The organism is Bacillus cereus group sp. N24 (assembly GCF_016483345.1).
In the GTDB taxonomy this organism is placed as follows: Bacteria; Bacillota; Bacilli; order Bacillales; family Bacillaceae_G; genus Bacillus_A; species Bacillus_A toyonensis.
Genome location: NZ_JAEHCA010000007.1, coordinates 206322 through 229816 on the forward strand (window position 1 = coordinate 206322; position 23495 = coordinate 229816).

The window sequence follows — 23495 nt, forward strand, 5'->3', positions numbered from 1 at the left end:
AATGAAGGTCTCTTCATATTAAAAATATGTAGGTTAAAATGAGTGCAAAGGATAAGAAAGTATGTTACGATACACTTTGCTAAAAATAGATATCGGTAAAGAGGGGACGGACATGACAGCAATTCACTCAAAAAACGGGCCGACAGAAAAATTAAGTTTATTCTTATTAACATGGCCTATTTTTCTAGAAGTTTTTCTTTTTATGTTGATGGGGATCGCTGATACTTTCATGTTAAGTGCATTATCAGACGATGCTGTATCTGGGGTTGGTGCAGCGAATCAATATCTTCATATCGCTATTTTGGTACTAGAAGTAATCGGGAATGGCGCTGCGATCGTCGTATCTCAATACCTCGGTTCCAAACGTTTTATGGAAGCATCTAAAATATCAGCATTAGCCGTCACATTAAATTTAGTGGTCGGACTCGTTATAAGTGCTGGTTTTCTTTTATTTTCAAAACATATGATGATGGCAATGAATTTACAAGGCGATGTACTAACGTATGCACAAAGCTATTTATCCATCGTCGGAGGAGCCATTTTCCTTCAAGCTATTATTAACTCGTTAGCCGCAATTATCCGCGTTCACGGCTTTACAAAGCAAGCAATGTTTGTTTCGCTTGGAATGAATATTATTCATATCGTCGGAAACTACGTACTTATTTTCGGGAAGTTCGGTTTCCCTGAACTTGGTGTACAAGGGGCCGCGATTTCTTCTGCTGTCAGTCGACTACTGGCACTGATTGTGTTCTTCTGGTTACTATACCGCGTTATGGAATACCGTGTAAAATTACAATATTACTTCACCTTATCAAAAGAATACGTGGGGAAAATTTTAAAAATTGGCATTCCATCTGCTTTTGAACAAGTCATGTATCAAGCTTGCCAAATTGTCTTCCTGTACTACGCAACTTACTTAGGAACAGAATCGTTAGCTGCTAGACAATATGCTACTAACATTTCCATGTTTACTTATTTATTTGCGATTGCTATCGGTATGGGAACAGCTATTATCGTGGGACGCCTAGTTGGCGGAAATGAAAAAGATGAAGCATACACACGTGTATGGAAAAGTGTACAATGGGCAATTGGCGTGACTTTATTTATGGTCGCTCTTGTTATTACATTCCGCACACAATTAATGGGGGTATTTACTGATAATCCTCATATTATCGCTCTAGGGGCAAGCGTTCTTTTACTAAGTGTACTACTCGAAACAGGACGTACGATGAACATCGTCATCATTAATTCCCTTCGTGCAGCCGGTGATGCAAAATATCCAGTTTTAATTGGTGCGTTCTCTATGGTGTTAATGAGTTTGCCACTCGGTTACTTATTCGCCTTCCATTTAGATATGGGACTCGTTGGTATTTGGCTAGCGATTGCTATCGATGAATGGACGCGGGCAATTATTATGTTCTTCCGCTGGAGAAGTAGAGCATGGGAAAGTTACGCACTTGTTAAGCCGAATGAGCAAGAAGAGAATGTTTCTGTTCAGGCGCAGTAACACTTCTTTGATTAAGGTGCATTTATTGATAAATGTACCTTATATCGGTGATTCTTTAAATATATCGACTTATCGACAAATATAGTAAAAAAGGTCATTCTTCCGTAACGGAAGAATGACCTTTTTTTATTGATAAATCTCTTTATATTTCTTATACTCTGCTTCAGAACATAATACGAAATGTCCTGGGCGAATTTCACGCATTGTTGGTGCTTCATTACCATAATCATGCTGCGATGGATCGTATACGATACGTTTACGATTGCGCTCATAATCTGGATCTGGAAGCGGAATCGCTGATAATAGTGATTTTGTATATGGATGAATTGGATTCGCATATAACTCATCACTTGTTGTTAACTCAACGATTTGACCACGATACATTACGCCGATGCGGTCACTAATGTATTTTACCATTGATAAATCATGGGCAATGAATAAGTATGTTAAACCTTTTTCTTTTTGTAACTGTTTCAGTAAGTTTACAACTTGCGCCTGGATCGATACGTCAAGTGCTGAGATTGGCTCATCGGCAATGATAAATTCAGGTTCTACAGCAAGCGCACGAGCGATACCGATACGTTGACGTTGTCCACCCGAGAATTCGTGCGGGAAACGGTTTGCGTGTTCTTTATTTAAACCAACTGTGTTTAACAGTTCATGAACACGGTCCATACGTTCTTTTTTGCTTTTTGCTAATCCGTGAATATCAATACCTTCTGCAATAATATCCCCTACTGTCATACGAGGGTTTAATGATGCATATGGATCTTGGAAAATCATTTGCATTTTACGGTTGAACTTCTTCAGTTCTGCGCGTGATTTCTTACCATGTACGTTTTCACCATCGAACAACACTTCACCAGCAGTTGCATCATATAAACGAATAATCGTTCTTCCAGTTGTTGATTTACCACAACCAGATTCTCCTACAAGCCCGAATGTTTCTCCGCGGAAAATATCAAATGAAATATCATTAACCGCTTTGACAACACCACCACTCACGTCGAAGTGTTGTTTTACATTTTTTACTTCAATTAATTTCTCACGTTGTTTAGTCATGTTGTTCACCTGCTTTCATTTGAAGAATACGTTTTTCAACAACTGCCGGCGGTTTTACTTCTGGTGCTTGCTCGTGAAGTAACCAAGTTGCCGCATAGTGTGTATCACTTACTTTAAATAAAGGTGGTTCCATTTCAAAATCAATTTTCAGCGCCTGTGGGTTACGTGGTGCAAAAGCATCACCCTTTGGCGGTTTTAATAAGTCAGGAGGCGTTCCTGGAATCGCATATAGCTCTTCCTCTGATCCATCTAAGCTTGGCATAGATGCGATTAAGCCCCATGTGTACGGATGTTTTGGGTTGTAGAAAATTTCATCTACAGTTCCAATTTCAACAACTTTACCAGCATACATAACCGCAACTCGGTCAGCAACGTTTGCTACTACACCTAAGTCATGCGTAATGAAAATGATTGCTGCTTCTGTCTTTTGCTGAATGTCTTTCATAAGCTCTAAAATTTGCGCCTGAATCGTAACGTCTAGCGCTGTTGTCGGCTCATCGGCAATTAATAATTTCGGGTTACAAGCTAACGCCATCGCAATAACTACACGCTGTCTCATACCACCTGAGAATTGGTGAGGATATTGTTTTAAACGTGCTTCTGGATTTGGAATACCTACAAGGTCGATTAATTCTAACGCAACTTTACGTGCGTCTCCTCTACTCATCCCTTGGTGTTTAATAAGACCTTCCATAATTTGATTCCCAATTGTCATCGTTGGATTTAATGATGTCATTGGATCTTGGAAAATCATTGCGATATCTTTACCACGAACTTGCTGCATTTCTTTTTCCGTTAATTTCGTTAAATCACGACCGTCAAATACAATCTCTCCATTTTTAATACGGCCTGGAGGATTTGGGATTAACCCCATTAGCGCTTTAGAAGTAACTGATTTCCCAGAACCAGACTCTCCTACAATCGCTAATGTTTCCCCTTTTTTCAAATCAAAAGTAACTCCGCGCACTGCTTGTACTTCACCTGCATGTGTATCAAAGGAGACTTGTAAATCTTTTACCTCTAACAATGTTTTCATTTTTACTTCTCCCTCCTCGTTTACTTACGCATTTTTGGATCTAACGCATCGCGTAATCCATCTGCCATTAAGTTGAATGCTAGAATTAACATACTGATGACAACCGCAGGGATGAACATCATGTGTGGATACGTTTGAATAGATTTATAACCATCATTTACAAGAGAACCAAGTGACGCGAATGGTGGCTGAATTCCTAAACCAATGAAACTTAAGAACGCTTCACCAAACACCGCTGATGGAATTGTGAACATTGTCATTACGATAATAGGTCCCATTACGTTTGGAATTAAATGTTTCACAATTAATTGTGTATTTGTTGCACCTAATGTACGAGATGCTAATACATATTCTTGGTTTTTTAACTTTAGGATTTGTCCACGAACAATCCGCGACATCCCTATCCAACCCGTAATCGCCATCGCGAGTGTGATTGACCAAATACCAGATCCCATAATGATTACCATTAAAATAACGATGATTAAGTATGGAATACCGTTAATAATCTCCATAATACGTTGCATAATATTATCTACTCTACCGCCGTAGAATGCTGAAATACCTCCGTATGCAACCCCAATTACTAAGTCAATTGCTGCTGCTAAAAGAGCGATATATAATGATACGCGTGTACCTTCCCATGTTCTTGTCCATAAGTCACGGCCAAGATCATCTGTACCAAACCAGAAGTACTCTTTAATATCACGTTTTTCATATTGGTCAACACCATATTGATCTGTACCGTCAAATGGTAACCAATGAACATTTTCAATAACTGGAATTTTTGGTGGTAATTTCGCACGACCTAAATCTTGCTCTTTATACGAGTGTTTACTTACCATCGGTCCAAAAATCGCTAATAGCGCAATGATTACTAATAATACAAGGCCAAGCATTGCACCTTTATGTTGGAACAAACGTCTTCTTACATCTTGCCAAAACGTTAAGCTTGGACGGGCAATGACTTCATTATCAACATTATTTTGATTGGCTTGTTGAAATAAATCTGGAGATAATTTTTGTACATCTTTCATCATTTTTTCCCTCCCGCTAAACGAATACGAGGATCAATAATTCCGTATAAAATATCGACAATGAAAATAACTAAAATGAAGATTGCACTATAGAAAATCGTAGTTCCCATAATAACTGTATAGTCATTTAAAGTAATCGATTTAACGAATTGTTCCCCAAGTCCTGGTACAGCATAAATTTGCTCGATAACAAGTGTTCCTGTAATTAATGCCGCAACCATTGGTCCTAAAATTGTTACAACTGGAATTAACGCGTTACGAAGTGCGTGTTTTACAATGATAACGCCTTGACTAATTCCTTTTGCTTTTGCTGTTAAAATATAGTCTGACTGCATAACTTCAATTAATTCTGCACGAGAGAAACGTGCGATTGTTGCGATAACTCCCATCGATAATGCAATTGTAGGCATTACAGTAAACTCTGGTCCTTTCCAGAATGCTACCGGGAACCAACCAAGTTTTACCCCTACGAAATATTGTAGTAATGCGGCGAATACGAATGATGGTACCGACATTCCGAGTACCGAAATAACTGTTGCACTATAATCCACCCACGTATTATTACGAAGTGCGGCAACAATACCTAAAATTAAACCGATAAATGTCCCTAATATAATCGCTTGTAAACCAAGTTGTGCGGATGGTCCAATACGATCCACAATCATGTCTGTTACTGGGCGGTTATCATATTGGAATGATACCCCTAAATCACCTTTTGCTAAGTTACCTAAGTAACGTGCGTATTGAACTGGTACCGGATCATTTAATCCGTATTTTTCAAGAATGATTTCTTTTTGTGCCGGTGATAGCTTCTCCTGGTTTTTAAGCGGAGAACCCGGAAGTAATTTCATCAAAAAGAAAGTCAGTGTAGTAATTAAAAATAATGTCAAAGCCATGTACACGAAACGTTTTAATACATAACGTCCCATAGTCAAGCACCTCCCCGTTTTTCTCAAAAGCAATAAGATAGTTTAAAATATTCTTACTTTTATTTTTTTAAAATAAGAGCATATGCCCATCATAGGCATATACCCTTGTAAACGATGGAAAAAAAGATTATTTTTGTTCAACAGATGCCCATTTGTAAGTTAATTTACCACCATAGTTAATTGGGATAATATCTTTTACGGCACCTTTTACTACATACGCTGAACCTTTTTGGAAGATTGGAGTGATAACTGCATCCTCTTTAATTAACATCTTCTCTACTTCTAGAAGGTTGTTCCAGCGAGCTTGTAAATCTTTTGTATCTGTTTTAGCTTTTAGGATTAACTCATCATATTTTTGATTAGAATACCCTGTTTTATTTTGAGAACCATTCGTAACAAACATATCTAAATATGAGATTGGATCTGGGAAATCTGGTCCCCAAATACCAAACGCAATATCATATTGCTGAGAATCTTCTAATTTATTTTTTTGTGCGAATGGTTGCTGTTTAATTTTAATTGATAAACCTGGTAAGTTCTTTTCTATCTCACCTTTTAAGAATTCACCAACTTTTTTAGCATCTTCATTATCAAAGTTTAAGAATTCTAGTTCGATTTTATCAGTTCCAAGCTCTTTCTTCGCTGTTTCCCAAAGCTTTTTCGCTTCTTTTGGATTTGTTTCAACTAGCTTTCCATTTTCAGCTCGGAAATCTTTTTTATTCGGACCTTCAGCGAAATCTTTTCCAACAAATCCGTAAGCTCCAATTGCACCGTTATTTAAAATAACTTTCGCAATGTTATCACGGTCAAAGGACATTGAAATTGCTTTTCTTAAGTTTTTATTACTTAAGTACTGATTACTTTGATTAAATCTTAAGTAAGCAACCCCTGCTTCTTTTCTTGTTTGGAACTCTGGGCTTTGTCTAAACTTATCAACAAATTCAGACGTTAAAGCCGCACGATCAATCGCGTTTGTCTCATATAAATTTACATCAGTTGCTGTATTTTTTACAATATTAAAGTTGATTTCTTCGATTTTAACCGTTTTATTATCCCAATATGAAGGATTCTTCTTGAATTGGAAACTTTGTTCATGTTTCCAATCACTCATAACGAATGGACCGTTATATAATGTTGTATTTGCCTCTAAACCAAACTTATCACCTTGTGCTTTTACAAAGTTTTCATTTAGCGGGTAAAATACTGGATAAACTGTTAAATCGATAAAGTAAGGAACGGGATTGTCTAATTCCACTTCTAATGTATAATCATCAATCGCTTTTACACCTAATTGGTCAGCAGGTAATTCTTTTTTATGAATTTTCTCTGCATTTTTAATATCGAACATAATGTACGAATACGTTGCTTTTGTATCTGGATTTACGGCTCTTTTCCATGAATACACAAAGTCTTTAGCTGTTACAGGTTCCCCATTTGACCATTTCGCATCTTTTCTTAATTTAAATATGTATTTCTTCCCATCATCTAGCTTTTCGACATCTTCTGCAACGCCAGGCATTCTCTTTTGATCTTTGCCAATACGATATAAACCTTCCATCGTATTATTTAATGCTGTAGAAGATGAAGAGTCAGATGCTAATGATGCATCCATTGACGGAATTTCAGATAACTCTGTTAAATTAAGAATCTGTTTTCCGTTACTACTACTCGTAGCGTTCTCTTTCCCTTTTGCTTTTGCGTCATCTTTTTGGTAGCTACACGCGCCAAGCAACATACTTGCAGTTAAAGTTGATGCAAGTAATAACGGTATCTTTTTCTTCATGTTGTGTTGCCTCCCCTAATTGCACTTCCTGTACCCTCACTTGTTAAAAAGTAGAATTGAAAGAATAATCTCCAAGTTTCTACAATTTTCATTATACATATAATACGACGATTGTGAATATAGTTTTTTGTTTTTTTGTTAAAATTTTTAATAAAATGTTTATATTTTTAATTTTTCGTAAAGGGATACGTTAACATTGCTACCATCATCTTAAAATCAGACCTTTAATTGCGTATAATTTTCAAAAAATTATTTCTAGTACTTATTATAGCTTTTATAGTATAATAATTCTAGTAATATTTTGACGGAGGGGAATATTTTGAATAAAGTTTTTTTTCATACTTGTATACTAATTTTTATAGCGATGATTGCTTCTAGTATTGGTGCATTCCTCATTTCATCTCAATTTTTGTTGAACTTTGTCAACATCTCGTTTTATATCGCGCTATTTTTTATTCTGATAGGTGGTTTTTTATTCATATTTCAAAATGGATTTTTCAATGTAACTCTTTACGCTTTCCAGAGAGTATTTGGCACGAACAAAAAAATAGACTCGTTAATTGAAGAATCCGAGGAACCGGTGAATAAGAAAGAACGTATTTATAAAACATATTCATTCAAATGGACATATCCTATTTGTATTACAGGTATCATACTCGGAGCGTTCTCGACTCTCATTAGCTTTACTATTTTGATGTAGTTTGCAAACACTATCCCATATGATATAATTATCAGCAAAACATTTTGTTATAAAACTTTAGTTCTTTCATATTAAAAGAGCTCAGTTAACAATAAATAAATTTATATGTATGCGATGATAAAGAAGAGTACATATTGAAACAATTTCAGAGAGCTTGTGGCTGGTGTGAACAAGTAATTGTACAATGTGGAATGGGCTTTTGAGCACCAAACCGAACCGAAAGTAGTAGGCCTTGGCGTTATATCCAGACGTTACTATGGATTAGAGAGATTTCACAGTAGTGAAATAATTAGGGTGGTACCGCGGTCCATTCGTCCCTATAGTTTTTTGGGATGAATGGGCTTTTTTGTTTGCCTTCTCTTCCCTATCACGCATTCAAATTTAGGAGGAAATAATTATGTCAGTTATCTTTTCTGGTATTCAGCCAAGCGGAACGATTACACTTGGAAACTATTTAGGGGCTATGAAGCAATTTACAGAGCTTCAAAACGAACACGATTGCTATTTCTGTATTGTAAACCAACATGCCATTACAGTACCTCAAGATCCTATACAACTTCGCAAAAACATTCGTAGTCTTGCTGCACTTTATGTAGCATGCGGCATCGATCCTGAAAAAGCTACTTTATTTGTACAATCAGAAGTACCTGCACACGCTCAACTAGGATGGATCATGCAATCTGTTGCTTACGTTGGAGAATTAGAGCGTATGACACAATATAAAGATAAAGCTTCAGGTAGAGATTCAGTTCCAGCTGGATTACTTACGTATCCACCATTAATGGCTGCTGATATTTTACTTTATAACACAGAAATCGTACCTGTTGGTGATGACCAAAAACAACATATGGAATTAACACGTGATCTAGCAGAGCGTTTCAACAAACGCTTCCGTGAAGTGTTCATAGTTCCTGAAATTCGTATTCCAAAAGTAGGAGCTCGCGTTATGTCATTAACAGAACCTACGAAAAAAATGAGTAAATCTGATCCGAATCCAAAATCAATGATCAGTATGCTTGATGAACCAAAAACAATTGAAAAGAAAATTAAAAGTGCTGTAACAGATTCAGAAGGTATCGTGAAATTCGATAAAGAAAATAAACCTGGAATCTCTAACCTATTAACAATTTACTCTTCATTCTCAGGAAAAACAGTTGAAGAAATAGAAGCAATGTACGAAGGAAAAGGATATGGCGACTTCAAAGGCGACCTAGCACAAGTAGTCGTAGAAGCAATTCGCCCAATCCAAGACAAATATAACGAACTAATCAGCTCCCCAGAACTAGACGAAATTCTAGACAAAGGTGCCGAAAAAGCAAACCGCGTTGCATTCAAACAACTACGCAAAGTAGAAAACGCAATGGGACTAAGCAGAAAGCGTAGATAATATATAAAGCGAAGGGCTAGGAGCCGGAGCTGGATTTCTATATAAAGCGGAGGTGGCTCGTTTAGAATGTGAGGGGGATGGAGCTCCTGACGTAGAGGCGCTTTTTGCCTCGCAGGAAGGCGCGAAGCCACCGAACATTCTTGCCGCTGAAGCTAGATTCCATCAAATTAAAAAACCGCCAATTGGCGGTTTTTTAATTTACCTTTTGCTCATTTTCCATTTCCCATAACTTTTCAAAAAACGGCTGTCCTTTTACAAGGCGCTCGCATAATTGTTCGTGCTTCTCAGACCAGCCTGATTTCGCTTCATCATATAGTCTTGCCCAAATATCTTCAAATTCCATATGTTGGACCGTTCCATATGCTGACGGATCCCATTCTGTGTACCAATAGCGAATTTCCGCTGTGTTTTTCGTTGTATGTAATTGATCTAACGCCATAAATAATAATTGTTTTAGCTGTCTCTCTTTACGAGTTAAGCCATTCATAATGAAAGGCGATGGTGATAAAATATGATGTTCCTTTTCTGTTTCCTCTACTTGGAACTCATACTTTTCTGCTTGTACGTTTTCCACCATCTCATATACCATCTGCTCTTGGCGAGGTATAAGTCTACTTTTTCTAATTGGTACATTGTAACCAATTGTATCAATCGCAATAATTCCTTTTCCATCTGTAACAACAAAGCAATACTCTTGCTGCAAACGTTCATGATTTTTACGAATATAAGCCTTATGATGTACGTCTTCCAACAACTTTTGCGGAAGCTCTAACAATTCGTTCTCGATGTAATGATATAATGTGGCATCTACTTTTAATAATGGCACTTGATCTAATAGTTCAATCGTATCATCTTTCCGCCATTCGTAAAAATGACAAACGTTATACCCATTTTCTTCACCTTCAAACCAATTTACCCATACATCATGTAGATATAACATTCTCTATCCCTCACTTCACTACTGTTTGTACCAATCATTATGTTCATTTTCGCTTAACTTTATTCCACTTAAGGAAATATATTCTAATTATTATTTTTCCTTCTATAATATCTAAAAAAACAGGAGATAGACCTCCTGTTTTTCATGGAATACGAAATGTATTTGCTTTACTCAATATTTCTTTCGCATCTATAGGTAATAAAGACAGTGTATCTTCCCCTTCAAACGCTACACAATCTTTTACAATGTGAAATCCAAGCGCATAACCAAGCATTTTCGGATAAGAATGAAGTCCGTTTAATAATACGTCATGCTCCCTCGTTCCTCGTTTTATACTTATTCTTTCTTGAACAACGTTTTGCCAATAATAAATCGCCTCTTCTTTTGAAAGATATTTCGTCCACGGTGCATTATTTTTTTCTGTATATCTTTCCGTTACTGCTTGCTCAGCTAACCCTTCCATAATCATCGTATCAAGTAACGTATACTCTGTTTCTTTCGTCTCAATTTGATGTAACCTGCATATGTGGTGATATTCATGTGCCAATAACACTTTTAATTCTTCCACCGAATTCCGTCCACATACGAATAAGAAAATAACGTGACGCATAGATAATCCAGCTTTTCCGTTATACTCTTCTTGTACAGTTCGATTATACGAATCTGATAATAAAATAAAGATAGGGACATCCGGACCTTTTAACCAATTTTTCAATTTATCATACTCCATACGTAACTCTTTCCAAATTTCTTTTTTCTCTAATTCTTTAATTTCACGTTCTCCTCGCATTACTGGGCGATACATACCTTTAGAAATTAAAAAACGATACAACCTTTCTTTTGGTAGTGGAATATACTTCGTAAATTTCTCACAAAGCTTTTCTGGCCGTCCATAATATAGATGTAACCACTCGGCTGTTTCAACAACCCCCATCTTTATCCCCCCTTTTTCTTATGTATATGCAAAAGAAGAAAAAGGCGTAAAAATAAATAAGGTGTTTTTTCGTAGTTTATTACGAAAAAACACCTTATTTCATCTATTATTTATACGATTTAAATACTAATACTGCGTTATGACCACCGAACCCTAGTGAGTTACTTAATACAGCTTTTACTTCTTGCTGTCTCGCTTTATTCGGTACGTAATCTAAGTCACATTCTGGATCTGGTGTTTCATAGTTAATTGTTGGAGGAATTACTCCGTCCGTAATTGATTTAATAGAGAAAATCGCTTCAACAGCACCAGCTGCACCTAGTAAGTGACCTGTCATAGATTTCGTTGAGCTAATGGCTACTTTATATGCATGCTCACCGAAAGTTTCTTTAATTGCCATCGTTTCGTATTTTTCATTTGCATCTGTACTTGTACCATGTGCATTAATGTAATCGATATCTTCTGGCTCTAGACCTGCATCCGCTAAAGCTTGACGCATTGCACGCACTCCGCCTTCACCGCCAGGAGCAGGCATTGTAATATGGAATGCATCTCCAGTTGCGCCATAACCAGCGATTTCCGCATAAATGTGAGCACCACGTGCTAATGCATGCTCTAATTCTTCAAGAATTAGAATCCCTGAACCTTCACCCATTACAAAACCGCTACGATTTTTATCAAATGGGCGGCAAGCAGTTGCTGGATCTTCATTAAATGTTAATGCTTTCGCTGAACTAAATCCTGCGAATGCCATACTTGTTAACGGTGCTTCTGCTCCACCTGTAATCATTGCATCCGCATCACCGCGCTGAATTGCTTTAAATGCATCACCAATTGAGTTTGCACCAGATGCACAAGCCGTTACAGAACAAGTGTTAATTCCTTTCGCTCCAGTCGCAATAGATACTTGACCTGCTGCCATGTCTGGAATCATCATCGGTACGAAGAATGGACTCACGCGGCGTGGACCTTTCTCAGTAAAAATCTTAAATTGTTCTTCGTATGTTTCCATACCACCAATACCAGAACCAATCCATACACCAATTCGAGGTCCGTTTTCTTCTGTAATTTCAAGCTTTGCATCCGCAACTGCCATTTTCGCTGCTGCTACTGCATATTGTGTAAAGCGATCCATACGGCGCGCTTCTTTTTTATCAATATATTTCTCGACTTCAAAGTCGTTAATTTCTGCTGCTACTTTTGCTGGAAATAGTTCCGGATCAATTCTTGTAAGTCGCCCGATTCCAGATACACCCTTTTTTATGTTTTCCCAAGCTGTTTCAACATCTGTTCCGATCGGTGTAACAGCTCCTAGTCCTGTAATTACGACCCTCTTTTTTTCCATACAAAATACACTCCTTTTTTCTCTCAATCCTTATTTACCCCAACGAAGAGCTACCGCTCCCCATGTTAATCCACCGCCGAAACCAACAAGTATAATTAAATCACCGTTTTGAATACGTCCATTTTGCAATTCCTCTACCATTGCAATTGGAATGGAAGAAGCTGATGTATTACCGAACTTTTCAATTGTCATACTCATTTTTTCTTGTGGTAAATTTAATCTCTCTCTCGCAGATTCCATAATACGAATATTCGCTTGATGTGGTACTAAGAAATCCACATCCTCTTTCGTAAGACCAGCTTTATCTAACACACGAAGACAAGAATCTCCAAGTTGACGAACAGCAAATTTAAAGACTTCTCTGCCATTCATCATAACATACTCGTCTTGATAAAGATGCTTGCCGCCACTTCCGTCTGCTCCTAATTCGAAAGATAAAACGCCTCTTCCTTCTGAAACAGCTCCCATTACGATAGCGCCAGCTCCGTCTCCAAATAGTACTGCTGTGTTTCGATCATTCCAGTCTACAATTTTAGATAGTTTATCACTACCAACTACTAATACATTTTTATAAGTTCCAGTTTGAATAAATTGCTGTGCTGTAATCATTCCGTACATAAAACCAGCACACGCTGCACTTAAATCCATTGCCGCTGCGTGTTTCGCTCCAATTGCCTCTTGAATCACACAAGCTACTGCTGGAAAAGCACGATCTGGCGTTACTGTTGCCACTAAAATAAGATCGATATCCTCTCCGCTAATCCCTGCATCTTCAAGTGCTTTTTTAGAAGCCTCTACGGCCATATATGAAGTATCTATTGTCTCATCGGCAATGCGTCTTTCTGCAATTCCCGTTCTCGTACGAATCCATTCATCGGATGTATCCATTACTTTCTCTAAATCTTGATTTGTGACTACTTTTTCTGGCACATATCTTCCGATCCCTAAAATGCCCACGTTCACATCGCAGCCCTCCGTTTTATATCAATTATTATGACTTGGTACTAATTTTAAAACATAAATTTACTTTTGTCTAGAATATATTTCAGCTAAAACAGAAAGCTAGCGTTTTATTCTCTTTATTTTTCAGTAAAAACAACGAAAACATACCTTCCCCTATTCTTCCCCTTACTTCGCTCGAAATATAAAAAGACCCGAACCGCTTCTACTCACGGTTCGAGCCTCTCTCCCCTCAAAAAGAAGGGTTTTATTCTTTGTCTGCTTTCCCAAGCTCATATGCTTCATTCATAACTTTCATTAATAACTCTAACACTGGTTGTGCCTTCTCCATATCAAGCTCAATTCCATTCGAATCTAAAATTGCCTTTGCTTCTGGTAAATGCTTCATTGCGATTTGTAAAAATTGCATGCTTTTTTCGTTCATATTATACTCTTCCTCTCCATTAAAACTTTCAATTCATAATCCATACAATAGTGTAACACGTGCACTATCCTTCGTATAACTCTTTATATTTTTTCATATGTGCCAATTGTTTATTTAAACCGTATTCTAACGGGGTATTTCTTTTTATCGGAATATCCTCGGCCGCTTCATCTCTTTCTTCCTTATTATTTTTATTCACTTTATCATCTGCACGTAAAAGATTCATCCCTTTTTCCCATAACGACCGTTTACCACTAAGTAAATTGTATATACCAAGATGCTCTCCGTTCGTTCCATTTCCCCATAAGTATTCGCATACATCTTCAATGTAAAGTAAATCGCTTCCTTTTTCCTCACTCGTACAATGGCACTCTTTCTCATCCAGTTCTGATAAAATGAGCTGATGATACATCATAAAGGATGGTTGCCACGGACCATATAATGTAGGAACTCGAAATACACTATATTGTAATTCCCCTTTTTTTAACCCTTCTTCTACTTTCGAAAATAGGCGTTTATTTTCGGATTCCCCTGTGCATCCTACCTCAATAGAAGAAATTAGATTTAGCTTTACTTTATTTTCTTCACACATTTTTATAATCCGCTTTAAATATTGTAATATGACTCTTTCATTCCGAAAGCCACTTTGCTGGTTTGGTTCACACAAACAAAAGTAAACTGCATCGAAATTCTCTTCCTCTACTGATCTCCATCCATCTTCATCTCTTATTGGATAGTACGTAAATAAAGCGTTTCGCCCAATTAACAATAACTTCTCTTCATTAATTTTTGTCATACTATCATATTCATCAAAATCAAGACCATACACTTCCACTTCTTCTGCAATCATTTTATTCACAAGGTGATAACCTACAAACGTAAGTGCACCTATAATCAGCACGCGTTCCATACCACCAACCCTTTCCCCTTGAAACAAATAGCTCCTCATTTATGTATATGGGAGCCTCACAATTCTTCTTCATATTTTTTAAAGAAATCCGTTGTTTGTCTAACCATTTTATATTTCACATCTTGGAGATGGAATAAGACAGAAGTATCACATTGATTGAATTGCCTCATTTTCTCGTATTTACGTAACAACTGTTTTCTTCCTCTTTTTTCTTGTGTTGATACGAAAATTTTAACAGGTACACAAGACGGAAGAAGCGTAAATGATTTCTTATTTATTTTTGATTCTAATTCTTCTTCTTTGGAATCGTACGCCAAACTTAATTCCTTCACTAATCTTTTGTAAAAAAACTTATGCTCTTTTTCGAACTCCACATATTCTGGCAAATCTAAACACGGATTTAACATAATGACAGAACGTATACTTTCAGGGTATTTGTTCATCATTTCAAGCGCTACAAGCGCACCCATACCATCTGCCATAATGTGCATTTTCGTATTTAATGTCTCTTTTCTCAAAACAACATCATATAAACGTTTCGCTAGACGAACAGATTGGTCATTCCCCCAGTGTCTTCCATATAAATTAGAAGAAAAGACCGTGTAGCCTTCCTCAATAAGGCCATGTAAAAAATAAGATCTTCCCGCATGCTGTGTCCATAAACTTGTACCATTCTCAATAAAGTAGTTGTAATCACCGAGGAGCATAACTGAAAACCCATTTGGCTTCTCCGGTAAATAAATGACACATGGTTCTTTTTCTAAGTAAAAAAAACGTTCCGTAATACTCATTTTTCCCCCGCCTTATTTTCTAAACGTATAAAACCACTCTTTTATAATGTATGAACGGAATGCAAATTTGCGTTGAAAAATCTACAAATATTTTTCTATATTCTTTTTTCAATTGTGTTACAATAAGGACAGATTGAACGAATAGAGGTGTAAAATATGCGTTTCATTTGGGCATTAATTTGGTCGTTCGCGCTTGTACATATGATGAGCTACGTAATCGGCTCTATGACTGGCGGTACATACGATTTTAACCAAGCGTCTATTTTCTCAGTTGTTCTTGCGGTATTAGTATTAGCGATTTCAGCTGCAATTCCAAACGAGCCAGTAGAACAACACTAAAAAGAGTCCGGATTTTATCCGAACTCTTTTTTATTTTCATTTCACATGAACAACTAATTCGTTATTTTCTACATCAACAACTACGTGACTATTATCCGTAATTGTGCCTGCAATTAATTCTCTCGCTAATTTTGTTTCCACTTGACGCTGTACGTATCGTTTTAATGGACGAGCTCCGTACATCGGATCAAAGCCAGCTTCTACAACAAATTCTTTTGCAGAATCCGTTAATTCCACTGTAATGTGACGGTCAGCTAAACGACCTTGTAACTCTTTTACAATTTTATCAACAATACCTTTAATTTCATTCGTTGTAAGAGGTTTGAATAAAATAATTTCATCGACACGGTTTAAAAACTCTGGTCGGAAATGTCCTCTTAATTGTCCCATTACAAGTTGTCTTGATTCTTCTTTAATGGAACCATCTTCTTCTAATCCATCTAACAAGTGAGCAGATCCAATATTTGAAGTCATAATAATAACTGTGTTTTTAAAATCTACTGTACGGCCTTGTGAATCTGTAATGCGCCCATCATCTAACATTTGTAATAAAATGTTGAATACTTCTGGATGTGCTTTTTCGATTTCATCTAACAAAATAACGGAATACGGTTTACGTCTTACCGCTTCTGTTAATTGACCACCCTCTTCATATCCTACATATCCAGGAGGAGCACCAATTAAGCGTGACACCGCATGTTTCTCCATGTACTCAGACATATCGATACGAATCATTTGCTCTTCACTATCAAATAACGTTTGCGCTAACGTTTTTGCAAGCTCAGTTTTACCAACACCTGTAGGGCCTAAGAAAATGAAGGAACCAATTGGACGGTTCGGATCTTTAATACCAGCGCGAGCACGAAGAACTGCATCTGATACTAAGCTTACTGCTTCCTCTTGTCCGATAACACGCTCTGATAAAATTTGCTCTAAGCGTAGTAATTTCTCACGTTCACCTTCAACTAGTTTTGCGACAGGAATACCAGTCCAGCGTGAAACGATATCAGCAATTTCTTCTTCACTGACTTCCTCGCGTAATAAACGATTTTCTTGTTTATTATGTGCGCTCATTTCTTCCGCTTCTTTTAATTCTTTTTCAATTGCAGGAATTTTTCCGTGACGAAGTTCAGCTGCTTTATTTAAATCGTAATTACCTTCTGCTTCTTCTAATTCACGGCGTAGACGCTCTAAATGTTCACGTAAGTCACGAACTTTGTGAATATCTTCTTTTTCTTTCTCCCATTTCGCTCTCATGCTACTTGCAACTTCTTTTAAATCCGATAATTCACGTTGCAATGTTTTTAGACGTTCTTGGCTACCAAAGTCCTTCTCTTTTCCAAGAGCGGCTTCTTCAATTTCCAGCTGCATAATACGGCGCGTTACTTCATCTAATTCTGTTGGCATAGAATCAATTTCTGTACGAATTGTTGCGCATGCTTCGTCAACAAGGTCAATTGCTTTATCCGGTAAGAAGCGATCTGAAATATATCGATCTGATAAAACAGATGCTGCTACAATCGCGCGGTCATGAATATTTACACCGTGATAAATTTCAAAACGCTCTTTTAAACCACGTAAAATGGAGATTGTATCTTCAACAGTCGGTTCCTCTGCTAATACTTGTTGGAAACGTCTTTCTAACGCTGGGTCTTTCTCAATATATTTACGATATTCATCTAATGTCGTTGCCCCGATACAATGCAGTTCACCACGAGCAAGCATCGGTTTTAACATATTTCCTGCGTCCATCGCACCTTCTGTTTTACCAGCGCCGACGATTGTATGAAGTTCATCAATGAATAATAAAATACGGCCTTCACTCTTTTTAATTTCATTTAATACAGCTTGCAGGCGCTCTTCAAATTCACCACGGAATTTTGCTCCGGCTACAAGTGCACTCATATCTAATGCAAAGATTGTTCTATCTTTTAACCCTTCTGGTACATCTTTTTTCACGATACGCTGTGCTAATCCTTCAACAATTGCTGTTTTACCAACACCTGGCTCACCAATTAAAACAGGGTTGTTTTTCGTTTTACGTGAAAGAATGCGAATAACGCGGCGAATTTCACTATCTCGTCCGATAACAGGATCAATTTTCCCTGCTCTCACTTCCGCCACTAAATCACGGCCATATTTTTCTAATGCTTCATAAGTTGCTTCTGGATTTTGACTAGTCACTCTTTGATTCCCCCGAACTGTCATTAAAGACTGTAATAAGTTATCTTTCGTAATATGCAATCTTGTAAATAAATGATTGATATCGCCTTTTTCTTCAGAAAAAGCAAGCAATACATGTTCTACTGAAATGTAATCATCCTGCAGTTTTTCTGCTTCTTTCCTTGCTCTTACAAGCAGTTGCTGCAGATTGCTTGTTACATACAATTTCCCAGCTTCTGCTCCGCTTCCCGTTACAGAAGGTTTCTTTTTAATTACATTTTCTACATCTTGCTTCAATGCTTCTATATCAACATTCATTTTTTGAAATATACGTACTGCTAATCCATCTTGCTCCTCTAATAATGCAAGTAATAGATGAACAGTATCCACCTCTTGGTGATGATGAGATACCGCTAAAGATTGGGCACTCATAATCGCCTCTTGTGTTTTCGTTGTCATTTGATTTAAGTCCATCTTTACAGCCCTCCAAAAGTTTGACTTTCTTTGACCTTTGATTTGATTATACGCCAACTTACTTTTTTATACAATAAATTTGCCTATGTATTTTCAAACTTATTATTGGAAAAAGAAAAAGGGAGCATTCATTATGCTACTTAAAAAAGTACAGTAAATGAAATTATATTATGTAACAAAAAAAAGCCGCAGTAAAGATTGCGGCTTCTGTTACGGTTTTCTTTTATATGTCCACTGACGGTTATGATTCGTGTTATCTGGAAACTTTTCACCGGCAGTTAATTGTACCATTTGCGGATTTTTTACCATACTTCCCGTTTCACCAATTTCTACGTAAACGCCATCATTTGGCGCTTTTTGTCCAGAACGAAACCTGCGATTTTGTCCCATCTTCATTCTCCTTCCATGACGTCTTGCCTCATTAGTATATCCATTTTAAAAGAAAGCTTTTCTGTCATGTTTAGGAAACAAGTACTACAGTTCACCGATTTACAATATATATAATTACACAAGCTTAAGCAGGGATTACTTCCTTACTTGTAGAAAAAAAAGAAACCAACCTACCTGTAGGCTAGCTTCAAAGGAGAGTCAAACATATACGAGAAGATTACATGTTTATTATAAGCCTCCTCATACGGGCAATGTAACCCTTTTCACAATTTGTACATAATGAAAGAAACATTGTTTGAACTTTCTAAAAAGTTATTGACTTTTCTTGATTTCCAACGAGAAATAGTAGACACCACAGTACTTTGCGACGTAAGATGAATATATAGTGAACTTTCCATCTATGGTGGTCTCACCCAGTCTAACCTCTTATTTCTGCATATTAAAAACGGAAATACAGATAGATACAAAAAAATTATTATAAGAGGTGAAATTATGAGTAAACAACATTTAATCGCATTAGACTTAGACGGCACTTTATTAACAGACAACAAAATAATTTCCACTCGAACGAAACAGACAATTACAAAAGCAAAGGAACAAGGGCATATCGTCGTCATTTCAACAGGACGTCCATTCCGTGCTAGTTTTGATTATTATAAAGAACTTAATCTTAATACACCGATCGTAAACTTTAATGGTGCTTACGTGCATCACCCTCTTGATTCAAATTGGGGCACACATCACTCTCCACTTGAGCTAGCAACAGCCCAAGAAATTGTCCGAGCTTGCTTTGATTTCGGCGTAAAAAATATATACGCTGAAGTGATGGATGATGTGTACGTTCGTGAAATTGATGAAGATAAAAAACACATTTTCGAATTTGGTTCTCCAAAGATTTTCACAGGAGATTTATTAAATATTTTAAACGACCATCCGACTTGTTTATTAATTGACGCACACGATGATCATTCCGTTGCAATTCGTCAACATTTAACTGATATGCACGCTGAAGTGATTGATCATAGAAAATGGGGCGCACCTTGGCCAATTATTGAAATTGTAAAAAGTGGATTAAATAAAGCGGTCGGATTGCAAAAAATTTCTAGTCATTACAACATTCCAAAAGAGCGCATTATCGCTTTCGGTGATGAAGATAATGATTTTGAAATGATTGAATTTGCTGGTCACGGTATCGCAATGGGTAATGCAATACCTGAATTAAAATCACTCGCCAATCATACGACATTAACAAATGAAGAAGATGGCATCGCTCTATATTTAGAAGAGGTTCTTGGATTGTAATCTAAAAATTCCCTGCTTATAGTTTCTCGCCAAACGCTCATACTATAATTAGACGCCGAGTTAACGCGTCGATTGTTTTCAGCTAAATAAAGGGGGTTTTTCGAATGGGTAAAAAGAACAAATCAAAACGTTTTATCCAACAAGGAGCCGATGCTGTTATGAAGCATGATGCAAGATTCCCGTACAGAGGTACATTAGCTGAGGCAGAAAAAGCGAGAAGTAACTCTTCTTTTGGAGGGGTTTAAATGGGGAACTTACTATTCCAACAAGCTAGAGATGCTGTTGCAAATGCCGTATCTTGTTCAAGCGGCGCTGAACAACAAGATCTCGTATATACAGCAAAAAACGCTTTGCAATCCGCTTATGCAAACTCTTCAACTGCTGAGAAAGTTCAGCTACGCGAGATGCAGGAGCAGTTGCACAACATTACGAATTTGCATTAAAAAAGAGGACCAGCTTTGGTCCTCTTTAATCTTTTCGAAACAATCCGAATACCCCGACCGTTTGCAGTATATTTGTGAACGCACCTGGGTCTACTTGTTTAATAACCCTTTCTAATTCGTACAACTCGTAACGAGTAATAACCATCATTAACATTTCCTTATTTTCATTTGTGTAAGCACCTGTTGCAGGTATAGTTGTAATCCCTCTCACTAATCGTGAGTGAATCGCCTTTCGTACGTCTGCACCATTTTTCGTAACGATTAACGCTGTGATTTTCACATGGCGAGTATGGATGGCATCAATAATTCTCGTTGATACATATAAAGTTACTAACGTATATAACGCTTTCTCCCACCCATATACATAACCCGCAGCGATAATAATAATTGCATTAAAAAAGAAAAAGTATGTACCGACAGGTTTATCTTTTATCTTAGATAAAATCATCGCTATGATATCTAAACCACCTGTAGAAGCACCCCATTTTAACGCAATCCCTACCCCAATCGCTGAAATAATGCCGCCAAAAATTGCATTTAGTATAATATCGTTCGAAACCGCTCGAACTGGGATAATTTCTAAAAACAAGGTCATAAATATAACGCATAGAAAACTAAAAAACGTAAAAGCCTTCCCAACCTTTTTCCACGCTAAAATAACGACAGGAATATTAAATAAACTAAACAATACTCCTGTAGATATATGAATAGATAAAAAATCACCTAATATTTGTGATAATAATTGAGACAATCCAGCAAAGCCACTCGCGTACACTTTCGCTGGTGTTAAAAACAAATTCATTCCAATCGCATTTAATAAGCCTGCGATAATTACAACGATTAATTTCTTAATAAGTTCGGTATAATTCAACTTCAAATCCATCTCTAATCCACCTTTACCCTTCATAAATGCACCGCTATACATAGTCTTTACGAAAAAGGAAATGATAAACGTACAACGTTTAGAAATGGAGTTGATACATATGCCACATACGAGTGATAACGACAAAAAAGCTCGCGATAATAATGCAAAACGCACGCAAAAAAATGAGCAAGAGCAAAAAAATATTCAACAGGGCAAGCGCGCATATTCCAAGAAGACTGATCACCTTTGATCCCATCGTACATCAACATAATTGTTGATGTACTTTTTTTACATTTCACAGGAAAAAACATTAAAAATTCACTTCATGTTCACTTCTATATTCTACAATAGCGATAACATATTCGGATGAGGTGTTAGCATGAGAGGGAAACATATTTTCATTATTACTGCACTAATAAGTATATTAATGCTTTCTGCTTGCGGACAAAAGAATGGCTCAGCTACAGTCGCTACAGCAACAGACTCAACCATTACGAAGAGCGACTTCGAAAAACAATTGAAAGATCGTTACGGAAAAGACATGCTATACGAAATGATGGCATACGACGTTATTACGAAAAAATATAAAGTATCTGACGATGATGTAGATAACGAGGTCCAAAAAGTAAAAAATCAATTTGGAGACCAATTCAAAGGATTTTTAGAAAATAATCGTTTAAAAGATGAGGCTGATTTCAAAAATCAAATGAAGTTCAAACTCGCTCTGCATGAAGCGGTTAAGAAAAGCGTTACAGAAAAAGACGTGAAAGACCACTATAAACCAGAAATTAAAGCGAGTCACATTTTAGTAAGCGATGAAAATGCAGCGAAAGAAATAAAGAAAAAACTAGACGCTGGTGCTTCATTTGAAGAATTAGCAAAACAAGAATCACAAGATCTACTATCAAAAGAAAAAGGCGGAGACCTCGGATACTTTAATTCAGGTACAATGGCGCCTGAATTTGAAACAGCTGCCTACAAACTAAAAGTTGGCGAAATTAGCAATCCCGTCAAATCAACGAACGGCTATCACATTATTAAATTAACTGATAAAAAGGATTTAAAGCCTTACGATGAAGTGAAAGACTCCATTCGTAAAAACTTAGAAGAAGAACGTATCGCTGACCCTACATTCAGTCAAAAACTATTACAAGACGAATTAAAAAAGGCAAATATTAAAATAAATGATAGTGAATTAAACGATACATTTTCTCTTATATTTGAGCGGGGAAACTAAAAAAAGCACGGTCTTATTTAAAAAGATAAGACTGTGCTTTTTTTATTTCATGTTTTATTGCTTGTATTCTAGCCTATGATACATTCTTCTGCATAGCAAACAAATACTTGCTTTTCCGAACGTAAAGATACTATATAATACTCATCTTCAAAATGCCCTACTATATAACCCATTCCCCCCGCCAGTTCAATTGTTTCTTTATTGAAATATACTCTTGTCCGATCAAATTTTATATGTTTTATAATACTCTCTAATTCATTTTCGTTTACTTCCTTTTCAGAGAAAAGGAACATGAGGCTTCCCTCCATACATACAGGAGAAATCACATCGAAAATATCAGTTGCAGGATCATTCGGTGCGATATACGTACGTACGTGGCCGTTCTCATCTGTTTTCATTCTTACAATTAACAATTTAAAGAATTTTCTGAGGGTCTTCAGTATAAAAGTGACAATATTGTGTCTTTTTTCTAAAAATGTATATTTTACTAAATTTTACCATTTTATATTCTTTTTTCCTTATAAATCTGTCTCTTATACA

Annotated in this window: 24 protein-coding genes, 1 pseudogene and 1 other annotated feature; of the genes and pseudogenes, 9 read left to right on the forward strand and 16 right to left on the reverse strand. The window is 36.7% G+C overall.

What is annotated here, in order from left to right; genetic code table 11:
* The first annotated feature begins 61 nt into the window (after nt 1-61).
* Nucleotides 62-1507, forward strand: coding sequence for an MATE family efflux transporter (locus JDS95_RS13655; protein WP_139823468.1), 1446 nt, complete (start codon nt 62-64; stop codon nt 1505-1507).
* A gap of 126 nt (nt 1508-1633) precedes the next feature.
* Here the strand turns inward: JDS95_RS13655 and JDS95_RS13660 are convergent, their stop codons facing one another.
* From JDS95_RS13660 to JDS95_RS13680, 5 genes are all read right to left on the reverse strand, one after another.
* Complete coding sequence (locus JDS95_RS13660; protein WP_000166337.1) at nt 1634-2569, reverse strand: ABC transporter ATP-binding protein; 936 nt, start codon at nt 2567-2569, stop codon at nt 1634-1636.
* Nucleotides 2562-3605: an ABC transporter ATP-binding protein gene (locus JDS95_RS13665; protein WP_000854341.1), complete on the reverse strand. Its 1044-nt coding sequence runs from the start codon at nt 3603-3605 to the stop codon at nt 2562-2564. Before JDS95_RS13665 ends, JDS95_RS13660 begins: the two co-directional genes overlap by 8 nt.
* 20 nt (nt 3606-3625) lie before the next feature.
* Nucleotides 3626-4642, reverse strand: coding sequence for an oligopeptide ABC transporter permease (gene opp3C / locus JDS95_RS13670; RefSeq protein WP_000974107.1), 1017 nt, complete (start codon nt 4640-4642; stop codon nt 3626-3628).
* Nucleotides 4639-5568, reverse strand: a complete 930-nt coding sequence (opp3b, locus tag JDS95_RS13675) for an oligopeptide ABC transporter permease (protein WP_000534168.1) — start codon at nt 5566-5568, stop codon at nt 4639-4641. The genes opp3C and opp3b overlap by 4 nt, the downstream gene beginning before the upstream one ends.
* Before the next feature lie 127 nt (nt 5569-5695).
* Nucleotides 5696-7351: a peptide ABC transporter substrate-binding protein gene (locus tag JDS95_RS13680; protein WP_000727209.1), complete on the reverse strand. Its 1656-nt coding sequence runs from the start codon at nt 7349-7351 to the stop codon at nt 5696-5698.
* A gap of 319 nt (nt 7352-7670) precedes the next feature.
* Between JDS95_RS13680 and JDS95_RS13685 the strand changes: the two genes are divergently transcribed.
* Nucleotides 7671-8051 (forward strand): DUF3899 domain-containing protein, encoded by a 381-nt coding sequence (locus tag JDS95_RS13685; protein WP_001045000.1) that lies wholly within the window; start codon nt 7671-7673, stop codon nt 8049-8051.
* 105 nt (nt 8052-8156) lie between these two features.
* Nucleotides 8157-8373: a binding site (T-box leader), on the forward strand.
* Nucleotides 8374-8448: 75 nt separating this feature from the next.
* The gene (trpS, locus tag JDS95_RS13690; RefSeq protein ID WP_000110979.1) at nt 8449-9438 is read left to right on the forward strand and encodes a tryptophan--tRNA ligase; all 990 of its coding nucleotides are present in this window, start codon (nt 8449-8451) and stop codon (nt 9436-9438) included.
* A gap of 193 nt (nt 9439-9631) precedes the next feature.
* Here the strand turns inward: trpS and JDS95_RS13695 are convergent, their stop codons facing one another.
* The 7 genes from JDS95_RS13695 to JDS95_RS13725 form a co-directional block, all read right to left on the reverse strand.
* Nucleotides 9632-10378, reverse strand: a complete 747-nt coding sequence (locus tag JDS95_RS13695) for a YjbA family protein (protein ID WP_000966122.1) — start codon at nt 10376-10378, stop codon at nt 9632-9634.
* A 142-nt stretch (nt 10379-10520) separates the two neighbouring features.
* Nucleotides 10521-11312 carry a DUF2268 domain-containing putative Zn-dependent protease gene (locus JDS95_RS13700; RefSeq protein WP_000539318.1) on the reverse strand — a complete coding sequence of 264 codons (792 nt, stop codon included), beginning with the start codon at nt 11310-11312 and terminating at the stop codon, nt 10521-10523.
* 106 nt (nt 11313-11418) lie between these two features.
* The gene (fabF, locus tag JDS95_RS13705; protein WP_000412641.1) at nt 11419-12657 is read right to left on the reverse strand and encodes a beta-ketoacyl-ACP synthase II; all 1239 of its coding nucleotides are present in this window, start codon (nt 12655-12657) and stop codon (nt 11419-11421) included.
* A gap of 30 nt (nt 12658-12687) precedes the next feature.
* Complete coding sequence (gene fabH, locus JDS95_RS13710) at nt 12688-13620, reverse strand: beta-ketoacyl-ACP synthase III (RefSeq protein WP_001100555.1); 933 nt, start codon at nt 13618-13620, stop codon at nt 12688-12690.
* A 244-nt stretch (nt 13621-13864) separates the two neighbouring features.
* Nucleotides 13865-14041, reverse strand: coding sequence for a ComZ family protein (locus tag JDS95_RS13715; RefSeq protein ID WP_001003338.1), 177 nt, complete (start codon nt 14039-14041; stop codon nt 13865-13867).
* A 64-nt stretch (nt 14042-14105) separates the two neighbouring features.
* The gene (locus tag JDS95_RS13720) at nt 14106-14978 is read right to left on the reverse strand and encodes an NAD-dependent epimerase/dehydratase family protein (RefSeq protein WP_000486173.1); all 873 of its coding nucleotides are present in this window, start codon (nt 14976-14978) and stop codon (nt 14106-14108) included.
* Between the two features lie 29 nt (nt 14979-15007).
* Nucleotides 15008-15742 (reverse strand): lipase family protein, encoded by a 735-nt coding sequence (locus JDS95_RS13725; protein WP_000028709.1) that lies wholly within the window; start codon nt 15740-15742, stop codon nt 15008-15010.
* A 156-nt stretch (nt 15743-15898) separates the two neighbouring features.
* Between JDS95_RS13725 and JDS95_RS13730 the strand changes: the two genes are divergently transcribed.
* A complete protein-coding gene (locus tag JDS95_RS13730; RefSeq protein WP_001211112.1) occupies nt 15899-16081 on the forward strand; it encodes a YjzD family protein in 183 nt (60 codons plus the stop codon).
* A 36-nt stretch (nt 16082-16117) separates the two neighbouring features.
* Here the strand turns inward: JDS95_RS13730 and clpB are convergent, their stop codons facing one another.
* Together clpB and JDS95_RS13740 are read right to left on the reverse strand one after the other, a co-directional pair.
* The gene (clpB, locus tag JDS95_RS13735) at nt 16118-18718 is read right to left on the reverse strand and encodes an ATP-dependent chaperone ClpB (protein ID WP_000365395.1); all 2601 of its coding nucleotides are present in this window, start codon (nt 18716-18718) and stop codon (nt 16118-16120) included.
* A 210-nt stretch (nt 18719-18928) separates the two neighbouring features.
* Nucleotides 18929-19108 carry a YjzC family protein gene (locus JDS95_RS13740; protein WP_016082481.1) on the reverse strand — a complete coding sequence of 60 codons (180 nt, stop codon included), beginning with the start codon at nt 19106-19108 and terminating at the stop codon, nt 18929-18931.
* A gap of 492 nt (nt 19109-19600) precedes the next feature.
* On the opposite strand from JDS95_RS13740, the gene JDS95_RS13745 reads away from it, so the two are divergent.
* The 3 genes from JDS95_RS13745 (at nt 19601) to JDS95_RS13755 (ending at nt 20853) form a co-directional block, all read left to right on the forward strand.
* Nucleotides 19601-20410, forward strand: coding sequence for a Cof-type HAD-IIB family hydrolase (locus JDS95_RS13745; protein WP_000043171.1), 810 nt, complete (start codon nt 19601-19603; stop codon nt 20408-20410).
* A 104-nt stretch (nt 20411-20514) separates the two neighbouring features.
* Entirely contained in the window at nt 20515-20655 is a 141-nt protein-coding gene (locus tag JDS95_RS13750) for a hypothetical protein (protein WP_000516816.1), read from the forward strand.
* Nucleotides 20656-20853: a DUF3813 domain-containing protein gene (locus JDS95_RS13755; RefSeq protein WP_000527395.1), complete on the forward strand. Its 198-nt coding sequence runs from the start codon at nt 20656-20658 to the stop codon at nt 20851-20853. It abuts the gene before it with no gap.
* 25 nt (nt 20854-20878) lie between these two features.
* Here JDS95_RS13755 and JDS95_RS13760 read toward each other — a convergent pair whose 3' ends face one another.
* Complete coding sequence (locus tag JDS95_RS13760) at nt 20879-21736, reverse strand: YitT family protein (RefSeq protein ID WP_000364433.1); 858 nt, start codon at nt 21734-21736, stop codon at nt 20879-20881.
* A gap of 100 nt (nt 21737-21836) precedes the next feature.
* On the opposite strand from JDS95_RS13760, the gene JDS95_RS13765 reads away from it, so the two are divergent.
* Nucleotides 21837-21968 carry a DUF3941 domain-containing protein gene (locus JDS95_RS13765; protein WP_001120851.1) on the forward strand — a complete coding sequence of 44 codons (132 nt, stop codon included), beginning with the start codon at nt 21837-21839 and terminating at the stop codon, nt 21966-21968.
* 129 nt (nt 21969-22097) lie between these two features.
* Nucleotides 22098-22955 carry a peptidylprolyl isomerase PrsA gene (gene prsA, locus JDS95_RS13770; RefSeq protein ID WP_001214219.1) on the forward strand — a complete coding sequence of 286 codons (858 nt, stop codon included), beginning with the start codon at nt 22098-22100 and terminating at the stop codon, nt 22953-22955.
* A 68-nt stretch (nt 22956-23023) separates the two neighbouring features.
* Here prsA and JDS95_RS13775 read toward each other — a convergent pair.
* Nucleotides 23024-23305, reverse strand: a pseudogene (locus JDS95_RS13775) (hypothetical protein); the annotation flags it as partial.
* Nucleotides 23306-23495 lie beyond the last annotated feature (190 nt).

What these genes read in the sequence shown, in the direction of transcription:
- JDS95_RS13655 (WP_139823468.1), top strand. Translation starts at nt 62, where the DNA reads ATGTTACGATACACTTTGCTAAAAATAGATATCGGTAAAGAGGGGACG.
- JDS95_RS13660 (WP_000166337.1), bottom strand. Translation starts at nt 2,569, where the DNA reads ATGACTAAACAACGTGAGAAATTAATTGAAGTAAAAAATGTAAAACAA.
- JDS95_RS13665 (WP_000854341.1), bottom strand. Translation starts at nt 3,605, where the DNA reads ATGAAAACATTGTTAGAGGTAAAAGATTTACAAGTCTCCTTTGATACA.
- opp3C (WP_000974107.1), bottom strand. Translation starts at nt 4,642, where the DNA reads ATGATGAAAGATGTACAAAAATTATCTCCAGATTTATTTCAACAAGCC.
- opp3b (WP_000534168.1), bottom strand. Translation starts at nt 5,568, where the DNA reads ATGGGACGTTATGTATTAAAACGTTTCGTGTACATGGCTTTGACATTA.
- JDS95_RS13680 (WP_000727209.1), bottom strand. Translation starts at nt 7,351, where the DNA reads ATGAAGAAAAAGATACCGTTATTACTTGCATCAACTTTAACTGCAAGT.
- trpS (WP_000110979.1), top strand. Translation starts at nt 8,449, where the DNA reads ATGTCAGTTATCTTTTCTGGTATTCAGCCAAGCGGAACGATTACACTT.
- JDS95_RS13695 (WP_000966122.1), bottom strand. Translation starts at nt 10,378, where the DNA reads ATGTTATATCTACATGATGTATGGGTAAATTGGTTTGAAGGTGAAGAA.
- JDS95_RS13700 (WP_000539318.1), bottom strand. Translation starts at nt 11,312, where the DNA reads ATGGGGGTTGTTGAAACAGCCGAGTGGTTACATCTATATTATGGACGG.
- fabF (WP_000412641.1), bottom strand. Translation starts at nt 12,657, where the DNA reads ATGGAAAAAAAGAGGGTCGTAATTACAGGACTAGGAGCTGTTACACCG.
- JDS95_RS13715 (WP_001003338.1), bottom strand. Translation starts at nt 14,041, where the DNA reads ATGAACGAAAAAAGCATGCAATTTTTACAAATCGCAATGAAGCATTTA.
- JDS95_RS13725 (WP_000028709.1), bottom strand. Translation starts at nt 15,742, where the DNA reads ATGAGTATTACGGAACGTTTTTTTTACTTAGAAAAAGAACCATGTGTC.
- JDS95_RS13730 (WP_001211112.1), top strand. Translation starts at nt 15,899, where the DNA reads ATGCGTTTCATTTGGGCATTAATTTGGTCGTTCGCGCTTGTACATATG.
- clpB (WP_000365395.1), bottom strand. Translation starts at nt 18,718, where the DNA reads ATGGACTTAAATCAAATGACAACGAAAACACAAGAGGCGATTATGAGT.
- JDS95_RS13740 (WP_016082481.1), bottom strand. Translation starts at nt 19,108, where the DNA reads ATGGGACAAAATCGCAGGTTTCGTTCTGGACAAAAAGCGCCAAATGAT.
- JDS95_RS13745 (WP_000043171.1), top strand. Translation starts at nt 19,601, where the DNA reads ATGAGTAAACAACATTTAATCGCATTAGACTTAGACGGCACTTTATTA.
- JDS95_RS13750 (WP_000516816.1), top strand. Translation starts at nt 20,515, where the DNA reads ATGGGTAAAAAGAACAAATCAAAACGTTTTATCCAACAAGGAGCCGAT.
- JDS95_RS13755 (WP_000527395.1), top strand. Translation starts at nt 20,656, where the DNA reads ATGGGGAACTTACTATTCCAACAAGCTAGAGATGCTGTTGCAAATGCC.
- JDS95_RS13760 (WP_000364433.1), bottom strand. Translation starts at nt 21,736, where the DNA reads ATGGATTTGAAGTTGAATTATACCGAACTTATTAAGAAATTAATCGTT.
- JDS95_RS13765 (WP_001120851.1), top strand. Translation starts at nt 21,837, where the DNA reads ATGCCACATACGAGTGATAACGACAAAAAAGCTCGCGATAATAATGCA.
- prsA (WP_001214219.1), top strand. Translation starts at nt 22,098, where the DNA reads ATGAGAGGGAAACATATTTTCATTATTACTGCACTAATAAGTATATTA.